19 protein-coding genes are annotated in these 19,476 nt (G+C 64.7%); 12 read left to right on the plus strand and 7 right to left on the minus strand.

From position 1 onward, the window contains the following. Positions 1-122: 122 nt before the first annotated feature. From RMP10_RS04015 to RMP10_RS04035, 5 genes are read right to left on the minus strand one after another with little or no spacing between them, the layout of a single operon-like run. Entirely contained in the window at positions 123-1,397 is a 1,275-nt protein-coding gene (locus tag RMP10_RS04015) for an MFS transporter (RefSeq protein WP_310569140.1), read from the minus strand. After that, entirely contained in the window at positions 1,394-2,440 is a 1,047-nt protein-coding gene (locus RMP10_RS04020) for an NAD-dependent epimerase/dehydratase family protein (RefSeq protein ID WP_310569141.1), read from the minus strand. Before RMP10_RS04020 ends, RMP10_RS04015 begins: the two co-directional genes overlap by 4 nt. After that, positions 2,437-3,609, minus strand: a complete 1,173-nt coding sequence (locus RMP10_RS04025; RefSeq protein WP_310569142.1) for a twin-arginine translocation signal domain-containing protein — start codon at positions 3,607-3,609, stop codon at positions 2,437-2,439. The genes RMP10_RS04020 and RMP10_RS04025 overlap by 4 nt, the downstream gene beginning before the upstream one ends. Continuing rightward, positions 3,606-4,931 (minus strand): dipeptidase, encoded by a 1,326-nt coding sequence (locus tag RMP10_RS04030; protein ID WP_310569143.1) that lies wholly within the window; start codon positions 4,929-4,931, stop codon positions 3,606-3,608. Before RMP10_RS04030 ends, RMP10_RS04025 begins: the two co-directional genes overlap by 4 nt. Beyond that, on the minus strand, positions 4,925-5,689 hold the full coding sequence (locus RMP10_RS04035; protein WP_309672835.1) for an alpha/beta hydrolase-fold protein: 765 nt from the start codon (positions 5,687-5,689) through the stop codon (positions 4,925-4,927). The genes RMP10_RS04030 and RMP10_RS04035 overlap by 7 nt, the downstream gene beginning before the upstream one ends. A 169-nt stretch (positions 5,690-5,858) precedes the next feature. On the opposite strand from RMP10_RS04035, the gene RMP10_RS04040 reads away from it, so the two are divergent. Together RMP10_RS04040 and RMP10_RS04045 are read left to right on the plus strand one after the other, a co-directional pair. Then, on the plus strand, positions 5,859-6,752 hold the full coding sequence (locus tag RMP10_RS04040) for a GNAT family N-acyltransferase (protein WP_310569144.1): 894 nt from the start codon (positions 5,859-5,861) through the stop codon (positions 6,750-6,752). Between the two features lie 32 nt (positions 6,753-6,784). Continuing rightward, a complete protein-coding gene (locus RMP10_RS04045; protein ID WP_310569145.1) occupies positions 6,785-7,492 on the plus strand; it encodes a lysophospholipid acyltransferase family protein in 708 nt (235 codons plus the stop codon). On the opposite strand, the gene RMP10_RS04050 is transcribed toward RMP10_RS04045, so the two are convergent. Together RMP10_RS04050 and RMP10_RS04055 are read right to left on the minus strand one after the other, a co-directional pair. Beyond that, positions 7,405-7,932 (minus strand): GNAT family N-acetyltransferase, encoded by a 528-nt coding sequence (locus tag RMP10_RS04050; protein WP_309672832.1) that lies wholly within the window; start codon positions 7,930-7,932, stop codon positions 7,405-7,407. The two genes, RMP10_RS04045 and RMP10_RS04050, sit on opposite strands and share 88 nt — an antisense overlap. Beyond that, positions 7,932-8,453 (minus strand): DUF411 domain-containing protein, encoded by a 522-nt coding sequence (locus RMP10_RS04055; protein WP_310569146.1) that lies wholly within the window; start codon positions 8,451-8,453, stop codon positions 7,932-7,934. The genes RMP10_RS04050 and RMP10_RS04055 overlap by 1 nt, the downstream gene beginning before the upstream one ends. Before the next feature lie 221 nt (positions 8,454-8,674). On the opposite strand from RMP10_RS04055, the gene RMP10_RS04060 reads away from it, so the two are divergent. The 10 genes from RMP10_RS04060 (at position 8,675) to RMP10_RS04105 (ending at position 19,331) form a co-directional block, all read left to right on the plus strand. Next, entirely contained in the window at positions 8,675-10,435 is a 1,761-nt protein-coding gene (locus RMP10_RS04060) for a methyl-accepting chemotaxis protein (RefSeq protein WP_310569147.1), read from the plus strand. Positions 10,436-10,621: 186 nt separating this feature from the next. Further along, positions 10,622-12,850, plus strand: coding sequence for a cytochrome-c oxidase, cbb3-type subunit I (ccoN, locus tag RMP10_RS04065; RefSeq protein WP_310569148.1), 2,229 nt, complete (start codon positions 10,622-10,624; stop codon positions 12,848-12,850). After that, on the plus strand, positions 12,847-13,041 hold the full coding sequence (locus tag RMP10_RS04070; protein WP_310569149.1) for a cbb3-type cytochrome c oxidase subunit 3: 195 nt from the start codon (positions 12,847-12,849) through the stop codon (positions 13,039-13,041). Before ccoN ends, RMP10_RS04070 begins: the two co-directional genes overlap by 4 nt. A gap of 3 nt (positions 13,042-13,044) precedes the next feature. Continuing rightward, entirely contained in the window at positions 13,045-13,662 is a 618-nt protein-coding gene (locus tag RMP10_RS04075) for a cbb3-type cytochrome c oxidase N-terminal domain-containing protein (RefSeq protein ID WP_310569150.1), read from the plus strand. Then, positions 13,659-15,083, plus strand: a complete 1,425-nt coding sequence (ccoG, locus tag RMP10_RS04080) for a cytochrome c oxidase accessory protein CcoG (protein ID WP_310569151.1) — start codon at positions 13,659-13,661, stop codon at positions 15,081-15,083. Before RMP10_RS04075 ends, ccoG begins: the two co-directional genes overlap by 4 nt. Then, positions 15,080-15,592 (plus strand): FixH family protein, encoded by a 513-nt coding sequence (locus RMP10_RS04085; protein WP_310569152.1) that lies wholly within the window; start codon positions 15,080-15,082, stop codon positions 15,590-15,592. The genes ccoG and RMP10_RS04085 overlap by 4 nt, the downstream gene beginning before the upstream one ends. Next, entirely contained in the window at positions 15,589-16,275 is a 687-nt protein-coding gene (locus tag RMP10_RS04090) for a sulfite exporter TauE/SafE family protein (RefSeq protein ID WP_310569153.1), read from the plus strand. Before RMP10_RS04085 ends, RMP10_RS04090 begins: the two co-directional genes overlap by 4 nt. Next, positions 16,275-18,734: a heavy metal translocating P-type ATPase gene (locus RMP10_RS04095; RefSeq protein WP_310569154.1), complete on the plus strand. Its 2,460-nt coding sequence runs from the start codon at positions 16,275-16,277 to the stop codon at positions 18,732-18,734. The genes RMP10_RS04090 and RMP10_RS04095 overlap by 1 nt, the downstream gene beginning before the upstream one ends. Beyond that, complete coding sequence (ccoS, locus tag RMP10_RS04100; RefSeq protein WP_309672822.1) at positions 18,731-18,865, plus strand: cbb3-type cytochrome oxidase assembly protein CcoS; 135 nt, start codon at positions 18,731-18,733, stop codon at positions 18,863-18,865. The genes RMP10_RS04095 and ccoS overlap by 4 nt, the downstream gene beginning before the upstream one ends. A gap of 241 nt (positions 18,866-19,106) precedes the next feature. Next, entirely contained in the window at positions 19,107-19,331 is a 225-nt protein-coding gene (locus RMP10_RS04105) for a hypothetical protein (RefSeq protein ID WP_310569155.1), read from the plus strand. Positions 19,332-19,476: the final 145 nt, after the last annotated feature.

Raw genomic sequence — 19,476 nt, forward strand, 5'->3', positions numbered from 1 at the left:
AAATCACAGATTGCTTTCGCCAGCACGACGACCACCGCGGCGTGCACCCAGTCAAACAATTTTTTGGCTGTTCAATCCGCGGGCATCGGTGACAATTCGCGGTAAAGCTGTTTGTTATTCCGCTACGCCGACTCCGCCTTCGACATGAGCGTGTGCCGCCGGCCCAGCCAGAGGGCGATGACCAGCCATACCGCGCTCATCGGCGCCGCGATCAATGCGATGGAACTCACCGCGAGACCGGCGGCCGACATGCCGGCGTAGCTCCACGCGCCGATCTGGTCACCGCTGCGGTACGCAAACGTGTCGATGAAGTTCTTCGCCTTGTATTTGTCTTCGGCCGGGATCACCGAGAAGAGCACCTCGCGGCCCGGATTGGCGAACGCGTAGTTGCCGGCGCGACGGATGACCGTGAACGCCACGAACAGCGACAGCGATGGCCAGATACCGAGCGCGCCGAAACCGATCACGCTCACCAGCGGCAGGATCGCGAGCGTCATCCCGACGCCGATCCACTTGATTACGCGACCCGAAATGAACAGCTGCGCCAGCACCGTCAGCAGCTGCACGTAAAAATCGAGGTTGGCCAGAAACGCCGTGCGCGACTCACGATCGGTGAACTTGGCACCCACGATCTCCGCCTGCTGGAAGTACAGCACCGTGGTGCCGATCGTGAACAGCAGCATGAACAGACAGATGCCGAGCAGGTACGGCGAGCGCAGCACGTGCGTGATGCCTGCCAGTGAGCCGCCGCCCACCGAGCGCTGAGCCGCCTCTCGATCACGCGTTTCGGCGCGGAAGCTCGGCGGAAATTGCCGAAGCACCTGTACGCCGCACTCGAGCAACAGCACCGACATCAACATCAACATCGGCGTGCCGACTTCAGTCGCCATCAGCGACGTGAACTTGGAGCCGAACATGCCGCCCAGCGTGCCGCCCACGCCGATGAAGCCGTACAGCCGCTTGCCCTGGTTACTGTAGAACGTGTCGGCCATGAAGCCCCAGAACACCGAGGGCACGAACAGGCTGAACACACTGATGAAAATCCAGAACGCCGGGCCGAGATACTTCTCCTCGGCCGGGCCCGTGCTGTATACCGCGAAGGCGAACAGCAACAGCAGCGCGCTGAACACGCGATACACGATCGGTATGAATCGTCGCACGGGAAGACGCGACACGATCGTGGCGTACAACGGATTCGCCAGCAGTGTGGCGACGAGCGTGCCCGTGAACAACCAAGGCAGCTTCGCTGTGCCCGCCGCAACGCCGATCGCATCGCGAATGCTGCGCAAAATGAAATAGCTGGCCAGCAGAAAGAAGAAGAATGCAAAGGCGAGCAGCGTGGCCCGCCACTCGCCGTCTTCCACCGTCACCAGCTTCGCCATGATGCGACGGATCACTTGGCTCCGGATTGCTGGGCATGCCACGCGGCCAGCACGTCGCGCTCGCGCTCCGGCGCGATGCCGGCCCGCAGCTTCTCCTGCTCGGCCGCCGGTCGTGCGTGATACCAGGTGAGTGCATCGCGCACCGTGGTGGCCAGCGGACGGAACGTGAGCCCTGCCGCCAGCGCCTTCTCGATCACACTCGTGCTAAACGCCACCGTGCTCGCCCCGGTGAATGACCACACCGGCATCTCCACCCACGAGCGTACCTTCTGCGCGGTGAGAAATGATGTCGGCACCCACGTGAAGTGCGCATCGTTGCTGAAGCAGGCCTTGATGCCGTACAACAGTTCTCCGATGCCGCACACCGTGCGCGGACCTACCGCGTTGAACACACCACCCGTACGGCTCTCGCCCAAACGCACCATCCACTCGGTGAGATCGCGCACGTCGATCCACTGCGCCGGATCGTCGAGCGTACCCGGCGCGAGAATCTCGCCGCCCTTCTCGATACGCACCGGCCAGTAGGTGAACCGATCGGTGAGATCGCCCGGACCCACGATCAGCCCCGGACGCACCACCGTACCGCCGGCACCGAACGCCTCCTGTACGAGCTGCTCGCAGCGCACCTTCTTGTTGCCATACGGCACAGCGGCCGCATCGGGGCCGCTGATCGGCGCCGGCTCTTGCGTGGGATGCGTTTCGTCGGGGAATGCGCGCGTGAAATCTTTGTATGCCGCCGTGCTGCTCACGAACACATACTGCGCCACCTTTCCCTTCAGCACCGCCGCCGCATTCACGATCCACTGCGGATTCGTGGTCGGCAGATCGTACACCACATCCCACGTGCGCCCTTTCAGCGCCTCGTGTCCGTTCGGATCGTTGCGGTCGCCGATCAGCTTCTCGACCTTCGGAAACAACCCCGGCTTGGTCTTGCCGCGATTGAACAGCGTGACCGTATGCCCACGCGCCAGCGCATGCTCCACCAGGTGAGGCCCGATGTAGCCCGTCCCGCCTAACACCAGCACGCGAAGTGGCGCCGTTGAAAGCGTCACGCTCACTTGCCTACTTTGGCGTGCCACGCGGCCAGCACCGTCTTCTCCTTCTCCGGCGCGAGCCCGGCCCGCGCCTTCTCCTGCTCGGCCGCCGGACGCGTCTTGTACCAGTCGAGCGTGTGCTTCGCCGTATCGGCCAGCGGTCGCACCGTGAGGCCGGCGGCGAACGCCTTGTTGCAATTCACCGCCATGAAGCCGGCCGTGCGCCCGGAGGGCGGCATCCACACCGGCATGTCACTCCACGGCCGCACCTGATTCGCCGCCAGGAAATCGGCCGCGACCCACGTGAAATGGGCGTCGCTGCTGGTCACCGCTTTGATGCCGTACAGCATCTCGGCAATGTTCGTCGGCGACTTCGGACCGGTCGCGTTGAACGTGCCGACCGTGTGATTCTCGGCTAGCCGCACCATCCACTGCCCGAGGTCTTCGGCGTCGATGTACTGCACCGCGTCGTTCGGTGTGCCCGGCGCGAGAATCTCCCCGCCCTTGTCGATGCGCACCGGCCAGTACGAGAAGCGGTCGCTCAAATCACCAGGACCGACAATCAAGCCCGAACGGACGATGGTGACCTTGTCCTCGCCGAACTGCGCCTTGGCGTCGAACTCGCACTGCACCTTGTTCGGGCCGTAATTCGCGCCATCGTTGCTGGCCCACACCGATGGATCGCCCGGCTTGTGTAGCGGTCCACTCTCGTCCATGCCGATGATCGAGTTGTCGCTGAACACCGAGATCGTGGACACGAAAATGTACTGGCCCACGCGTCCCTTGAGCGCTTCACCGGCGCCGCGCACCCACAACGGATTGCGCGTGGGATTGTCGATCACGACGTCCCACGTGCCCTTCTTCAGTCCATCGTGCCCGCCGGCCACATTGCGATCGCCGATGATGCGCGGGACTTTCGGAAACAGCGTCGCGTTCGTCTTGCCGCGATTGAACAGCGTCACGTTGTGCTTCCGCGCCAGCGCGTACTCTACCTGATTCGGTCCGATGAATCCGGTGCCGCCCAGAATGAGAACGCGCAGCGGCTTCGGCTGCGCGCTCCCCGCTTCCGGGCGATACAGCACTGGTCGCACGCCGTCGGCGGTAAACGCCTGTGCGGCTGCGGGAAGACCAAGACCCACCGCGCCGCCGAGCAGCGCCGAGTGCTTCAGGAAGGTGCGGCGATCGAGGCTCATTTTCGGCGTCCGTCGAGTTGTTGGATGGTCTTCGTGGAAGCGGGACGTGTCTTGCGCAGCAGCGCCGATACTGATTCAGCACCCTTCAGGGCACGCAGCACGTTCTCGCCGGCGAGTCCCTTCAGTTCCGCATCGGTCCAGCCGCGCTTCAGCAGTTCGGCGAACAGCGTCGGATACGTTGAGACATCTTCGAGGCCCTGAACGGTTTCCGTGATGCCGTCGAAATCGCCGCCGATCCCCACGTGCGCCGCACCGGCGATCTTCTTGATGTGATCGAGATGATCGGCCACGTCACTGATCGTCGCGATCGGTGTGGGGTGCGCCTGACGCCACGGCGCGAAGGCCTTGAACTGCGAATCGTTGTCGTTCGGGAAGCGCTTGATGAGCGAATCCCGGATGGCGGTGACCTGCGCGCCATAGTTCGCCACCGACTGCGACACGAAGCCGGGCACGAACGTCATCATCACCACGCCGCCGTTCTTGGGCAGGCGCGAGAGAATGGAGTCGGGCACGTTGCGCGGCACATCGGTGACACCGCGCGCCGCGGCATGTGACCAGATCACCGGCGCTTCCGACACCGACAGCGCCTGACTCATCACCGCCGGTGACGTATGCGCCAGATCGACCATCATGCCGAGCCGGTTCATCTCGCGCACGACTTCCTTGCCGAAAGCGGTGAGGCCGTTGTTGCGTGGCACATCGTTCGCGGCGTCGGCCCAATCGAGCGTCACATTGTGCGTGAGCGTCATGTAGCGCGCGCCGAGTTCGTAGTACGAGCGCAAGGCGCCCAGCGAATTCTCGATCGCGTGTCCGCCTTCCATGCCCAGCAGGGAGCCGATCTTCCCCTGCGCATACGCCTTGCGCACATCGGCCGCGGTGAACGCCGGTACGAACACATCCGGATAGCGCGCAATCGTGCGCTTGGCGATGTCGATCTGCTCGAGTTGAATGCGCGCGTAGCCCGAGTCGCGTACTTCGCCAGGGATGTACACCGACCAGAACTGTCCGCCTACCATGCCTTTGCGCAGGCGCGCGATGTCGGTCATGCCGGCCGTCTTGCGGCGCAGATCATACGCCACCACATCGAGCGGATCCTTCGCCGCTTCACGCATCGCCCACGGCAGATCGTTGTGTCCGTCCACCAGCGGCGTGTTCCGCAACAGCTTGCGCACGTACGTAAGGCGGGCCTCGAGCGACGCATCCTTAATCGAGATCGCCGGGGCCGCCGGCTTCTTGGTGGCGGCCTGCGCCGCGGCCGTCGTGGGCAGGCTCATCGCCAACCCAAGACTCGTCACCACGAACCCAATACGGCGTGTCAGCATCCGAGTCGCTCCAGATAGTGTGGCAGCATCTTGCGCCACCACGGCCAGTCGTGGTTCACGTCATGCCCCCACAGGTCGAAGGTATGTCCGATCTGCTTGCGATCGAGCAGGTCGTGGAACACGCGCGTCGCGTCGGGCTTTTCGTACGCGCCCTGCCCAGCCACGATCGCAATCCGCGTGTGATGCCGCAGCGTATCGAGGGCGCCGCCCTCCATGTTCGCCACGTACCACATCGGGTTGTTGAAATAGCAGTTGTCGTCGGTGTAGCCCTTGAAGTAGCTCGGCGACAAATCGTAGAAGCCGCTCATGCCGATCAGTCCGCCAAAGAGATCGGGGCGACGGAACAGCGCGTTCGCGGCGTGGAAGCAGCCGAAGCTGGCGCCGGTGGTAATCGCGCGCGCCTGCCCGTCACCGCAGACATGGCGGATGTACGGCACGACTTCGTCTTCGATGTAGCGCGAGTACAGCGCCTGACGTCGGCCGGCTTCCGGCACCGGCAAGCTACGGTCCATCCACGCGAGCTTGTTGATGCTGTCGATCGAGAACACGCGAATGCGCCCCTGCATGAGCAGCGGCTCGATCGCTTTGATCAACCAGAAGCGCTCGTTCTCCAGAAAGTCGGCGGCGGCCGTGGGGAAGAGCAGGATGGGCTGACCACGCCATCCGTACGACACGATCGGCATTTCCAGACCGAGCGCGGGGCTGCGCCAACGATCAATCCGTTTGGGCAGCGAGGGGTCGACAAACTGTGGGGACATGCTGGGGAAAGCTCACCCGAGTGCCGCATCGGGGCCAGTGCAACCGGGGCGGACCGTTGCCAGCCGGTGACCGTTCCGTGGTCATTTGCGCGCCGGTTCGGTACCACAGCGCCTCAGGTTGAACTGTCCGAGCATACAGCCACGGACGTCACCGACCACTGGAGGCCACATGCTCGCTCGCGCATTCGACGCGTCGAACACCCCCTACCTGACGCCGGCTGGCGACGGATCGCACACGGTCGCGCCACTCGAGGCCGACGTCTTCCCACACCACGTGGACGGCATCCCACCCGGCATCGTCGAGACGGGCAAGTACGTGCTGCGCTTCGCGTGGTCCCGCCAGGATCTGCACGCGGTGCAGTCGCTGCGATACCGGGTGTTCTGCGAAGAGCTCGGTGAAGGAGCGCACGACGCCACGACGGCGACAACGACGACGGCGGCGCGTGAGGCGGATGAACGGGATCCCTGGTTTCACCACCTCATGATCTGCGAACGCAGTTCGGGAGTCGTGGTCGGCACCTACCGTTTGCAAACGGCCGTCATGGCCGCCACGCGTCATGGGTTCTACAGCGCCACGCTGTTCGAACTTGGTGCCGTACCGGGAAGCCTGCTGATGGGCGCGGTCGAAATCGGTCGCGCCTGCGTCGACCCGGCACATCGATCAGGGCGTGTCCTTCGTCTCCTGTGGAAGGGGATTGCGCGCTATCTGCAGTGGAACGACAAACGCTATCTGTTCGGTTGCTGCTCGCTCAGCGGTATCGACGTGGAGCCGGCCGTCGAGGCCTGGCGGGCCCTTCACGCGCGCAGCGCCTTCCACGACCGGATTCTGGTACGTCCGCGTCCCGCCGCGAGGGCACTTCCCGATGACGGCCGCGTGCGCCCGCTGATCGACGCCGCGTCACTCAGCGCCACCCTGCCGCCACTGTTCGAAGGCTATCTGTCGCTGGGCGCCAAGGTGTGTGGCGCACCCGCGCTCGACCACGCCTTCGGAACCACCGACTTCCTGGTGCTGCTCGACGTGCACGACATGGATGCCCGGAGCTACGCGTCCCTCTTCGGGTGAGGCGCGGCTTCGGCTGCAGTTTCGTGCGCTTCGTGGTCCGATGGCTCTGTCGTGGCGTGCTGCGCCTGCTTCGTATCGACGTGCGCACGCTCGGGCAGCTGCCACCCGGTCCGGCCCTGTTGGTGGCCAACCATCTCTCGTGGATCGACATCGTGGCGATGGTAGCGCGCTTCGATTGCACCTTCGTGGCAAAGGACGACGTGCGCCACTGGCCGTTTATCGGTGCGCTTGGCGAGGCACTCGGGGTGATCTGGATCGATCGACGTCGCAAACGCGATCTGCGACGCGCCATCGCGAAGCTCAGCGACGCGCTCCAGAGTGGCTCGCGGGTCGTGCTCTTCCCCGAGGGCACCACCACCACCGGTCGGCAGGTGTTGCCGTTCCGCTCGTCGCTGCTACAGGCAGCCGTGATGAGCCGCGTGCCGGTGGTCCCGATCGCGCTGTCGGCCCACGCCGCCGACGGTCAGGGCGAAACGCTTTGCTGGGTGGGTGAAGAAACGCTATTGGCACATCTACCGCGGGTCGTCGCGCTGCGACAGGCGACGTTCGAGATCCGCATTCTCACACCGATGGCGGCGGGGCCGACCCGCAAAGTACAGAGTGCCGCAGCCCGCGCAGTCATCGTGTCGGCGCGTCGGCTACCCATGCGCCGTCAGCCCGCCGTCGGAAACGGCGTCAGCTTTTTCGCGAAACAGAACTTCCGACCAATCGAGAGCTCTGAGCGGGAGATCGCCCGATAGCGGGCGATTTTCTCGGGATAGCGCAGAATCGTGGATTCGTGAAATCCCATGCGCAGAAACAGCGGTTCGGCTAGTGAAATGGCGAACAGCTCCGGATAGCCGCGCTCCATGGCGAGCTTTTCGGCAGCCGTGATCAGCCGCTGCCCGAGGCCGTGTCCCTGTGCGTCGGGCGCCACCGCGAGCGACACCAGTTCTACGAGGGACGGCGAGTACTCGTCGAGCGCGACCTGTCCCAACAGCTCGCCGTGGGCGCCGCGCACGACCTGATAGTCGGCCAAATGGCTCACCACGAACGCTTCGCTGCGATGCAGCGTGAGTCCGTCGGGGGCGAACATGTTGTTCAGGGCGACGATATCTGGCACATCATCGTCGTGCGCGTGCTCCACCCGAAGCGGCCAGGCGCAGCTCTCCACCGCCGGGGTTTCCGTCTCGGTGGCCATCAACGCGACGCGTACACCCGGGTCTTGCCGGCCTTGTCGAAGAGCACGACGTCGTAGGCATCCTTGTGCGATCCCTGCTCCATCCCGGGCGAGCCCATCGGCATGCCGGGCACGGCCAATCCGCGGGCCACCGGCTGCTCGCGGAGCAGCTTCTGGATCAAGTCGGCCGGCACGTGCCCTTCGATCGCGTAGGCGCCGACTCGGGCCGTGTGGCAGGATTCGAGGGCCGAGGGGACGCCGAACGAGGCCTTGACGCTGGACATGTCGGCCGTGTCGCGGACGGTGACCACAAATCCGGCCTTCTTCACGTGACTCACCCATTCCGTGCAGCAGCCGCAATTCGGGTCTTTGTAGACCGTCATCGGCGGCAACGCGGCAACGGGGGTGCGCTTCGGGGAGGGCTGGGCGACCAGCTCCCGCGCGCCGACGACCGCCGCCAACGAGGCGAGACCGAGCTGGGCGGCGGTGGTGAGGAATGCGCGCCGGTTGGGCGGGAGGGCGGAGTCCGAGTGCTGGCTCATATGAGAAGTATAGCGAATTTGAAGGCCGGTGAATTTCGTCTCGCGGACACCGATGCGGCGGCCTGAAGAATCAGCGTACCTGACCGATACTTCACTTGGCACGGCCGTGCCGGCGAAAGCTTGAGCGGTGCGCGTGTATCCAAGCGATGAAACGGACCGGCGACGGCGCCGCCGTTTCGCCGATACCCCGGTCGGAGCCGCTGGCTCCATTCGAGATCTCAATGTCCATCGTTGAAACGAACACGGTGCTCGGCCGAAGCCGAGTGGCCGCTGACCGCCTGCTGGGTCTTGTCCTGTTGGTGCATTTTCCGATCGCTCTCGCCATGGCGACGCTGCACGGCGCCTGGACGACGGCCTTCGCCGTTGCGCTGCCGATTTCGCTCGGCGCCTTCTGGTTGTCGCGATCGGCCGCCGGCGCGCAGATCACGCGGCTGGTGATTGGCATGGGATTCATGGCCTATTCAGGCATCTTCATTCATCAAGCCCATGGGATGATCGAGGCACACTTTCACGTGTTCGCGTCGCTCGCCTTCCTGCTCGTCTACCGCGATTGGCGGGTAATCGTGGCGGCCGCGGTCACGATCGCCGTGCACCATGTCGGCTTTCATGTCATGCAGGGCATGGGCGCGGGCGTCTACTTGTTGAACCATAACGTCGGTGGTCACGCGATCGTCGTGGTACATGCCCTGTTCGTGGTGTTCGAGAGTGCGATTCTGGTGTGGATGTCGGTGCAGCTGCACCGCGAGGCGGCGACCACGCAGGAGGTCTTCGAGTCGCTCGAGGCCTTGGGCGAGGGACGCGTGGACCGCGAGCCCGTTGGAGACGGCGTCGCTGCAGCGGTGCGCACGGTGATCGCGGCGGTCCGGTCACTCGATCATGGAGCGGCCGAACTCGGGCTGGCCGTGCAGGAGCGTCGCGCAATGCGCTTCGCCGAGCAGAGTGGCCTTCACGGCGCTTTCGGCTCGGTGGCCACCCGTATGGTCGACGCCTCCCGCACCGTCGAGGAGCTCCGCGTGTCCAGCGAGCGGGACCATGCCAGCACCCAGCGCTTCCTCGACACCCTTACGCCCGCCATTGTTGCCATGCGCGACGGCGACCTGACGAGCGTGATCGGGACCGGATTCGGGAAGACGTACGATGTGACGGCGACCGCGATGGATAGCGCGCTTCAGCAGCTGCGCGACGCGATCGGCGAACTGCGCTCGTCGTCCGAACAGATCGACGGCGCCTCTGGTGAGATCGCGAACGGTTCGGACAACCTGGCACAGCTCACGTCGGAGCAGGCGGCGTCGCTCGAGGAAGTGAGCGCGAGCCTGATGGAGTTGGCGTCGTTGAGCCAGTCGAACGCGGCCGATGTGGGGCAAGCCCGGACCGCCACGGCTGATGCCAGCAGCGCCGCCGGCAACGGCGTGAGCGAGGTTCAACGCCTCATGGCGGCGATGGACGAGACACGGACCGCGGCCCGCGAAACGGCCAAGATCGTGAAGACCATCGACGAGATTGCCTTCCAGACCAACCTGCTGGCGCTCAACGCGTCGGTGGAAGCAGCCCGGGCCGGCGACGCGGGTCGCGGCTTTGCGGTCGTCGCCGATGAAGTGCGGGCGCTTGCCCTGCGCTGTGCCGACGCCGCGCGAACCACGGCCGAGCTGATCGATCAAGCCGTGCAGCGGGTGGAAGGTGGCGTGTCGATTTCGAACCAAGTGGGGACGCAACTGCGCGAGGTCTCGACGCGCATCAGCAGTGTGAACGCGATCATGGAGTCGATCGGGCAGGCCACGAGCTCGCAGCAGGACGGGATCAACCAGATCCGCGATGCCGTGGCGGCCCTCAATGGCACGGTGCAGAACGCGGCCGCCAACGCCGAGGAGTCGGCCAGCGCGGCGCAGGAGCTGAGTGCGCAGGCGCGGGCGCAGCGGGCGCAGAGCGAGCGGTTCGTGGTCGATGGGGCGCCGAGGCGACGGTCAGTGCGCAAAGCGGCGTAAGGACGCCAATCGTGCGATAGGGGTGAGCGGGCGTGACCAACTGGCCACGCCCGCTTCTCGTATCTGACAGGCGAGAATCGGGGATTCCCCGACGTGATTCGGTGGGCTTCCTGACGGGCGAACGAGGTGTAGCGGCCTACACTCACCACCCATGACCCCCCTTCCACGTATCGCCAGAGGCATTCGATGACCCCCGCACCCAGCGCGGCCGCGTCGGCCGTGCCGCGCGCGTCGGCCGCGACGCTCGACCGGTTCTCGTACGATGACGCCATCGTACGCAAGTTCCTGTTCGCCACGCTCATCTGGGGCGTAGTGGGCATGCTTGTCGGTCTCCTGATCGCGCTGCAGCTCGCCAATCCCATCTTCAATTTCAACGTCGAGTGGCTGTCCTTCGGACGCTTGCGTCCGTTGCACACCAACGCGGTGATCTTTGCGTTCGCCGGCAATGCCTTCTTCACGGGCTGCTATTACTCCACGCAGCGGCTCCTGAAGGCGCGCATGTTCTCCGATGGGCTGAGCAAATTCCATTTTTGGGGTTGGCAGGCCATCATCGTGAGCGCGGCGCTCACCCTGCCGTTGGGCTTCACCCAAGCCAAGGAATACGCCGAACTCGAGTGGCCCATCGACATCGCGATTGCGGTGGTGTGGGTCGCGTTCGCGGTGAACTTCTTCGGCACGCTGATCAAGCGGCGTGAGCGCCACATCTACGTGGCGCTGTGGTTCTACATCGCGTCGATCGTGACGGTCGCCATTCTGCACATCTTCAACAACCTGTCCATGCCGGCCGGGCTGTTCAAGAGTTACAGCATCTACGCCGGTGTGCAGGACGCGTTCATGCAGTGGTGGTACGGGCACAACGCCGTGGCCTTCTTCCTGACCACGCCGTTCCTCGGCCTGATGTACTACTTCATGCCCAAGGCCGCCGAAGGGCCGGTGTTCAGCTACAAGCTGTCCATCCTGCACTTCTGGTCGCTGGTGTTCATGTACATCTGGGCCGGGCCTCACCACCTGCACTATACGGCGCTCCCCGAGTGGGCGAGCACCGTCGGCATGCTCTTCTCGGTCATGCTCTGGGCGCCCTCGTGGGGCGGCATGATCAACGGCCTGCTCACGCTGCGCGGTGCCTGGCACAAGGTCGCGTCCGACCCGGTCCTCAAGTTCTTCGTGGTCGGCATCACCGCCTACGGCATGTCCACATTCGAGGGCCCGATGCTCTCGATCAAGAGTGTCAACGCGCTCGCCCACTACACCGACTGGATCATCGCCCACGTACATACGGGCGCCCTGGGCTGGAACGGCTTCATGACGTTCGGCATGGTGTACTGGCTGCTGCCGCGGCTCTTCCAGACGGAGATCTACAGCAAGAAGGCGATGGAGCTGCACTTCTGGATTGGCTCCGTCGGCATCGTGCTGTATGTCGTCGCGATCTACAGCGCCGGCGTGACGCAGGGCCTCATGTGGCGCGCCTTCGACGAAACGGGACGCCTGGCATATCCCGACTTCGTGGAAACGGTGCTCAAGCTGATGCCGATGTACTGGATGCGCGTGGTCGGCGGCTCGTTCTTCATCGTCGGCATGTTCATCTTCGGCTGGAACATCATCATGACGTGGATGCGCCGTCCGGCTCAGTACGAGGTGCCGATCATCGAAGCGGCGCCGCTGTCGCCGAAGTACGTGGACGACAAGCCGGCGGTGCCGGCCAATGGTCTCTGGGCGCGCTTCAATCAGGTGCAGTGGCACCGCGCGTGGGAACGCGCGCCGATGCTGTTCACGGCGCTCACGATTCTTGCCGTGGTCGTGGCTTCGCTGTTCGAGATCCTGCCCACGTTCCTGATCAAGTCGAACGTGCCCACGATTGCATCGGTGAAGCCGTACACGCCGCTCGAACTGGCCGGCCGCGACATGTACATCGCGGAAGGCTGCTTCAACTGCCACTCGCAGATGGTGCGTCCGTTCCGCTACGAGACCGAGCGCTTCGGCGAGTACTCGAAACCGGGTGAGTCGGTGTACGAGCATCCGTTCCTGTGGGGCTCGCGTCGCATCGGACCCGATCTGGCACGTGAGGGCGGCAAGTATCCCGACCTCTGGCATGTGCGCCACTTCGAGAATCCGCGCGCCGTCACGGCGAAGTCGATCATGCCGGCCTACTCGCACTTCCTGACCAAGACGATCGACTTCGAGCAAATCCAGTCGCGCGTCGATGCGATGGCGATGGTTGGCGTGCCCTACGGCGATGCGGTGAACAAGGCACCGGCCATGGCGCGCGAACAGGCGAAGACGATTGCTGCCGCCATTGTCGAGCAGGGCGGTCCGCGTGGGCTCGAGGACAAGCAGATCGTGGCAATGGTGGCCTACATGCAGCGCCTCGGCCGAGACATCAAGGTGCAGAACACCACCGCGAAGGGGGCACAATGAAGCTCTCCGACATCATGAGCTACGCCGATCTCTCGAACTACGCCGAGATCGCGCTGGTGCTCTTTCTTGGGGTGTTCGTCGCCATCACGATCCGCACGTTTCTTCCATCACGGAGCCGCGAGCTGCATGAGGCGTCACTGCTGCCACTCGAGGATGATCACGTGATCACGCCTCGCTCTCAGGAGCGCTGACTGATGTCCAGCCAGGACAAGCAGGACAACAAGGACAACAAGGACAACAAGGACAACAAGGACTTCAAGTCCACGAACGACCGGCTCATCGAGCACTCGTATGACGGCATTCAAGAGTACGATAATCCGATGCCGCGCTGGTGGCTGCTCACGTTCGCTGGCACGATCATCTTCTCGGTGATCTACGTGTTCAACATCGGCCCGGTCGGCAACGGCAAGGGACGCATCGCGGACTACGAAGACGACATGAAGAAGTTCGCGTTGGCACATCCGGCGCCATCCGGTGAGATCTCCGGTGACAAGCTGCTGGCGATGGTGAAGGACAAAGACGCCGTGCATGAAGGCGAGGAGGCATTCAAGAAGTACTGCGCCTCCTGCCATCGCATGGACGCCGGTGGGTTGATTGGCCCGAACCTCACGGACAATGCGTGGATCCACGGCGGACAGCTCACCGACATCTACGAGACCGTTGCCAATGGCGTGCTCGAGAAGGGCATGCCGGCCTGGGGCACCATGCTCAAGCCGGAACAGGTCGAACAGGTCGTGGCCTACGTGGCATCGTTGCAGGGATCGAATCCTGCGAACCCGAAGGCAGCACAAGGAACACCGGTTACCCCGTGAGACCCCCTTCGGGGCGGGTACTCCCCACGCTCAACGAAGACGGCACGCGCCGCTGGATCCGTCCCAAACCCTCACACGGTGCGTGGTGGCGCAAGCGGCAGGTCGTGGCCTATCTGCTGATGGCGGCGTTTTTCGCCGCGCCACATCTGCGCGTGTTCGGCAAGCCCGTGTTTCTCATGGATCTGCCGCACCGCCAGTTCACCCTGATGGGCTACACGTTCCTGCCCACCGATACGCTGCTGTTCATGCTGGTGATGGGCAGCGGCGTGATCGGCATCTTCCTCATCACCGCGCTCTTCGGACGCGCGTGGTGTGGCTGGGCCTGTCCGCAAACTGTGTATCTCGAATTCCTGTTCCGTCCGATCGGCCGCTGGTTCGACGGCGGCTACACGGGTTCACGGAATCTCGACAAGAAGGGCTCGTGGTTCACGCCACGGCGCATCGCGAAATACCTCACGTTCTTCGCGATGGCACTGTTCGTGTCACACACGCTACTCGCGTTCTTCGTCGGCACCGATCAGCTGTATGGCTGGATGGCCAACCCTCCGTCGGAACACCCCACGGCCTTCTTCTTTGTCGTCCTGTTCACGGGATTGGTGTGGTTCAACTTCACGTACTTCCGCGAACAGACGTGCCTCATCGTGTGCCCGTACGGTCGCTGGCAGGCGGCGCTCATCGATCGTCAGTCGGTGATCGTGGCGTACGACGACGTGCGTGGCGAACCGCGTGAGCACGCCAGCAAGACCCGTGATCCGAAGGCGGGCGATTGCATCGACTGCGGCGCCTGCGTGCAGACCTGCCCGACCGGCATCGACATCCGCCACGGCCTCCAAATGGAGTGCGTGCACTGCACGCAGTGCATCGACGCCTGCGACGACATCATGACGAAGGTGGGGAAGCCCACTGGGCTGATTCGCTATTCGTCGCAGGACGCGATCGCGGGCAAGCCGCGGCATCTGCTGCGCATGCGCACGATGCTCTATCCCGTGGTGCTCACCATCCTCATCGGCAGCCTCATCACCGCCCTGTTACGCAAGCAGTCGGCCGATCTCACCGTGCTGCGCGGCGGACGCGATGGCCCGTTCACGGAAGAAGCCGACGGACGCGTATCAAACCAGATCCGCATCAAGATCACCAATCGTCGCAGCGAGGCGATGCAGTACACGGTCACGCTCGACGGGATCGCCGAGGCCGGCATTCGCGCTGACGAGATCACCGTGGTGGCCCCGGAGAATCCGCTGAAGGTCGATGCCGGCGCCACGCGGGCTACCAGCGTGTTCGTGCTGCTCCCGCGCCGGGCATTCACGAACGGCGAGCGCATGATCACCATCAGCGTCACCGACGGCCGTCGCTATCAGGAGTCGGAACAGTACCGGCTGCTCGGCCCGGTCGGGAACGCTCCAACGGGCAAATTTCGATGAAAGCGGGCATGGGCTGGCCCATCGGCATTACGGTCATTCTCGGGGCAACCGTTGCCGCGAATCTGGTGATGATGCGGATTGCGAACAACGACCCCTCCTTCTCGGTCGAGCCGGACTACTACAAGAAGGCGGTGTTCTACGACTCCACGATGGCGCAGACCCACCGCAATCTCGATCTCGGCTGGGGCGTGCAGACCTTCGCGGACTCCATCGTGGCGGGGAAACCCACGCGCCTGCGCGTGGTACTGCGCGACGAAAAAGCGTTGCCGTTGCTCGGTGCCACGGTTCAGGCGACGGTGCTCTTCAACGCGCGGGCCAATGATCTGACCACGGCTACGCTGTCCGACGAAGGCGCCGGCGTGTACACGGCCACCCTGCCGATCAACACGCCCGGCGAATGGGAAGTGCGCGTGAACGCGAAGCGCGACACGTCGCACTTCACCGCGAGCACGCGCATCACCGCCGTGCGCGCCAGCGTACGCGCCGCCGGTACCGGGCGCTCGCGATGATCGGAACGGCATCGGGCATTCTGGTGGCTAGCCTCGTAGGCAGCGTGCACTGCGCCGGTATGTGCGGCGGGTTCGTGTGCTTCTACGCGGGCTCCGGCAGCGGCACCGATGCGGCGGCCCTGCGCGCGCATGCGATGTACAACGTGGGGCGTCTCACCTCGTATCTCACGCTCGGCGCCATCGCCGGCGCGATCGGGGCCGGCGTATCGTCGTTGGGGGCATTGGCCGGACTGCAGCATGCAGCCGCGGTGGTAGCCGGTGCGTTGATGGTAGGCTGGGCGATCAGCACCATCGCCGCCCAGCGTGGCGTGCGGCTCGGTGCGCTGCGTGCTCCGGAGTCGTGGCAACGCGCGCTGGGTGGCATCCTGCACGCCGTGCGTGAACAGCCCATGGCCACGCGCGCGTGGCTCACCGGGTTGCTGACCACGATGCTGCCCTGTGGCTGGCTGTATGTCTTCGTGGCGACCGCCGGCGGTTCGGGAAGCATCCGCACCGGGGTGCTCACGATGGCGGTGTTCTGGCTCGGCACGGTACCGGCGTTGCTCGCCGTCGGACTCGGCGCGCAGCGGCTGTTCGGTCCGCTGCGCCAACGGCTGCCGATGCTGAGTGCCGCATTGGTGCTGGTCATGGGACTGCTCTCAATCTCGGGACGCTTCTCGATGCAACACGCGGGTGTCATGTAGTGCACACCACCATGATGACGGCGACCATTGCCGACGACGTGCTGTGCGCGCACTGTGGTCTGTCCGTGCCCGAGGGCTTGCTGGAAGCCGACGCCGAGCGGCAGTTCTGCTGCAGCGGCTGCCATACCGCCTTCGGGATTCTGCACGCGCACGGGCTCGATGCGTACTACGGATTCTCTGAGCGACGCGAAGCACCGATCCGGGCATCGGGGCGCAGCTACGACGAGTTCGATCATCCCGCGTTCGCCAATCTCTACGTCACCGCGCTGCCCAACGGCCTGTCACGCACCGAGCTCTATCTCGAGGGGGTGCATTGCGCGTCGTGCGTGTGGCTGGTGGAACGCGTGCCGCTGCTGGTAGCGGGCGTGCTTCGGGCTGAGCTCGATGTCCGGCGCTCCCTGGCGGTCGTCGAGTGGGATATCTCCACGGTGCCGCTGTCTCGCATCGCGCAGTCGCTCGATACGCTGGGCTATCCGCCGCATCCATTTCGCGGCGTGGCGCGGGCCGACATGCGGAAGCGCGAGGACCGCGCGATGCTGGTGCGCATCGGCATTGCGGGTGCCATCGCGATCAACGTGATGCTCGCCGCGTTGGCGCTCTACGCCGGCGAACTCAACACGATGGACGCCAACTTCACGCGCTTCTTCCGCTGGGTGAGTTTCGCGATCACGGTGCCGGCGTTCATCTGGCCGGGCCGCGTGTTCTTCACCGGCGCCTGGGCGTCGTTGCGCACGCGCGCGCTGCACATGGACTTGCCGATCGCGATCGCGCTCGCGGCCGGGTTCGTGCGCGGCGCGATGAATACGATCACCGACTCGGGTCCGATCTACTTCGACGGACTGGCGCTGCTGATTTTCGCGTTGCTGGTGGGGCGCTTCCTGCAGCAGCGCGGTCAGCGCATGGCGGTCGACGCCGCCGAAGAGTTGCACGCGATTGCGCCCAGCACGGCTCGCGTGGTCGAGAACGACATCGTGCGCGACATTCCGAGTGAGGCGCTCCTGCCGGGAATGCTACTCGATGTACGGGCGGGTGACTCCTTCCCCGCCGACGGCGTGGTGATGCGCGGGCATTCGAGTGTGAACGCGGCGCTGCTGACCGGTGAATCGCGTCCGACGTCGGTCAGCGTTGGCCAGATGGTCTACGCCGGCACGTTGAACGTCGAATCCCCGTTGCGCGTGCAGGTCGAACAGGCCGGCGAGACGAGCCGGATTGCGAAGCTCATGCGACAGGTCGAAGCGAGTGCCAAGCGTCGCGCGCCGATCGTGCAGATGGCGAATCGCATGGCGGGCATCTTCACTGCCGTCGTACTGCTGGCCGCCGCGACGACCTTTGTGATCAAGTCACAGCTGTCGGCGGCGCACGCGCTCGATGATGCGATCGCGCTCCTGATTGTGACATGCCCGTGCGCGCTTGCCCTCGCCACGCCGTTGGCGATCACCGTCGCGGTCGGGCGCGCGGCTCGTCGTGGTATGCTGATCAAGGGCGGCGATGCCCTCGAACTGCTGGCAACGCCCGGCATCATCGTGCTCGACAAGACGGGCACCATCACCGAAGGACGCACGGCCCTCGCCGCGTGGCATGGTCCCGATTGGGTGAAGCCGCTGGTGCTCGCATTGGAAGATGGATCCTCGCATCCGCTGGCCGATGGGTTTCGTCGCGCCTGGCCCGGATTGCCCACGGCCACCGTGTCCGCGTCACGCCACGTTGTCGGCGGTGGACTCGAAGGCACCGTTGATGGACGCGCCGTACGTGTCGGATCGCCGCGTTTTGTGCGGGAATCCATGATTTCGATCGATGAATCGCTGCACCCTGTGATAAATGACCTCGATCGCACACTTACGCCGGTCCATATCGCGATTGATGGCGTGCTCGTTGCTATAGCAGGTCTTGGCGATCGGGTACGCGAGGACGCACTCGTCTCGCTTCAGCAGTTGCGTGGACGCGGGTGGCGGACCGTGATGCTGAGTGGTGATGTCCAGGACGTGGTTGCGTCGGTGGGCCGGGCGCTTGCCTTCGAAGCGCAAGACTCCATCGGCGCAGTCTCGCCCGAGGACAAGCTCGCCTTTGTCGAACGACTCAAGGCCACGTCGGGCTGCACCGTTGTCATGGTGGGCGATGGCGTGAACGACGCGGCGGCGATTGCCGCCGCGCACGTGGGCATCGGTGTGCATGGCGGGGCCGAAGCGTGTCTCGCTACCGCCGACGTCTACCTCACGCGACCGGGACTCGGCGCGCTGGTCGAGCTCACGGAAGGCTCGCGCCGCACGCTGCGCGTGATTCGCCGCAATATCGCCCTCTCGATCGCGTACAATCTCATCGGAGCCAGTCTTGCGGTGTTCGGCCTGCTGACCCCGCTCATCGCCGCGATCCTCATGCCGACGAGTTCGATCACCGTCGTCCTGGGCTCTTGGTACAGCAGCACGTTTCCGCGATCGAAGACTACGGAGTCAATCTCATGAGCGTCATCTATCTGGTTCTACCGCTGGCCCTCATCATCGTGGGCGGCGCCGTGCTGGCGTTCGTGTGGAGCGCCAAGAGCGGGCAGTACGACGACCTCGAGACGCCCGCCGTGCGGGTCCTCCACGACTGACCACTGGAGCGAACGTGTGGGCGGATGGGGAAGTTGACCACGGTGGCGAACGTGTGGGCGGCGGGGGAAGCGGCGCGTCGATGCCGCCCGCCGGAATGGTCGAGCTCGCTAGACCTGTCGTAGCGCCCCTTCCGGTAGGAAATCCCACGTTCGCCCCCGTGTTCGACTTCCGGCGGGAGATCAAGCGATTGCCCCCGTGGCCCCTCTGACGAGGCGTGGCAACCGTGGCCACATTACTGCGATGAGTAACGCCCAGACGAGTTCCCATCGGGAAGGACCGGAGCGCCGCCACAATCCGCGGTTACGCGAGTTGGTGGATGAGATGCTCGCCTCCATTCGTGCGGCCGCGAATGTCGAGCTGTGGTCTCCCGAAGAGCGCGACCGCTACGAGGCCGACATGGCCCGGATCATGAAAACCGTGCGGACCCACGCCGTTAGCGGCGACACGCGCGCGCGCCTCGATTAGCGGGTCGCGACACTGCACGCTGCTGAGGATGCCGCGCTCAAGGCGCGGCTCGACGCGATTTGCGCCGAAGGATGGAGCATCTGGGAGCGTTTCGAGCGCAACGTACGCGATCGCGACTTCCATTCCTTCGTCGCCGCCGACTACG

The sequence above is a fragment of the Gemmatimonas sp. genome (genome assembly GCF_031426495.1).
Lineage (GTDB): Bacteria > Gemmatimonadota > Gemmatimonadetes > Gemmatimonadales > Gemmatimonadaceae > Gemmatimonas.

Bases quoted from the DNA above. Each gene is read 5' to 3' on its own strand.
- RMP10_RS04090 (WP_310569153.1), top strand. From the start codon at position 15,589: ATGATCGGAACGGCATCGGGCATTCTGGTGGCTAGCCTCGTAGGCAGC.
- RMP10_RS04025 (WP_310569142.1), bottom strand. From the start codon at position 3,609: ATGAGCCTCGATCGCCGCACCTTCCTGAAGCACTCGGCGCTGCTCGGC.
- RMP10_RS04105 (WP_310569155.1), top strand. From the start codon at position 19,107: ATGAGTAACGCCCAGACGAGTTCCCATCGGGAAGGACCGGAGCGCCGC.
- ccoS (WP_309672822.1), top strand. From the start codon at position 18,731: ATGAGCGTCATCTATCTGGTTCTACCGCTGGCCCTCATCATCGTGGGC.
- RMP10_RS04070 (WP_310569149.1), top strand. From the start codon at position 12,847: ATGAAGCTCTCCGACATCATGAGCTACGCCGATCTCTCGAACTACGCC.
- RMP10_RS04040 (WP_310569144.1), top strand. From the start codon at position 5,859: ATGCTCGCTCGCGCATTCGACGCGTCGAACACCCCCTACCTGACGCCG.
- RMP10_RS04035 (WP_309672835.1), bottom strand. From the start codon at position 5,689: ATGTCCCCACAGTTTGTCGACCCCTCGCTGCCCAAACGGATTGATCGT.
- RMP10_RS04050 (WP_309672832.1), bottom strand. From the start codon at position 7,932: ATGGCCACCGAGACGGAAACCCCGGCGGTGGAGAGCTGCGCCTGGCCG.
- RMP10_RS04085 (WP_310569152.1), top strand. From the start codon at position 15,080: ATGAAAGCGGGCATGGGCTGGCCCATCGGCATTACGGTCATTCTCGGG.
- RMP10_RS04060 (WP_310569147.1), top strand. From the start codon at position 8,675: ATGTCCATCGTTGAAACGAACACGGTGCTCGGCCGAAGCCGAGTGGCC.
- RMP10_RS04055 (WP_310569146.1), bottom strand. From the start codon at position 8,453: ATGAGCCAGCACTCGGACTCCGCCCTCCCGCCCAACCGGCGCGCATTC.
- ccoN (WP_310569148.1), top strand. From the start codon at position 10,622: ATGACCCCCGCACCCAGCGCGGCCGCGTCGGCCGTGCCGCGCGCGTCG.
- RMP10_RS04030 (WP_310569143.1), bottom strand. From the start codon at position 4,931: ATGCTGACACGCCGTATTGGGTTCGTGGTGACGAGTCTTGGGTTGGCG.
- RMP10_RS04075 (WP_310569150.1), top strand. From the start codon at position 13,045: ATGTCCAGCCAGGACAAGCAGGACAACAAGGACAACAAGGACAACAAG.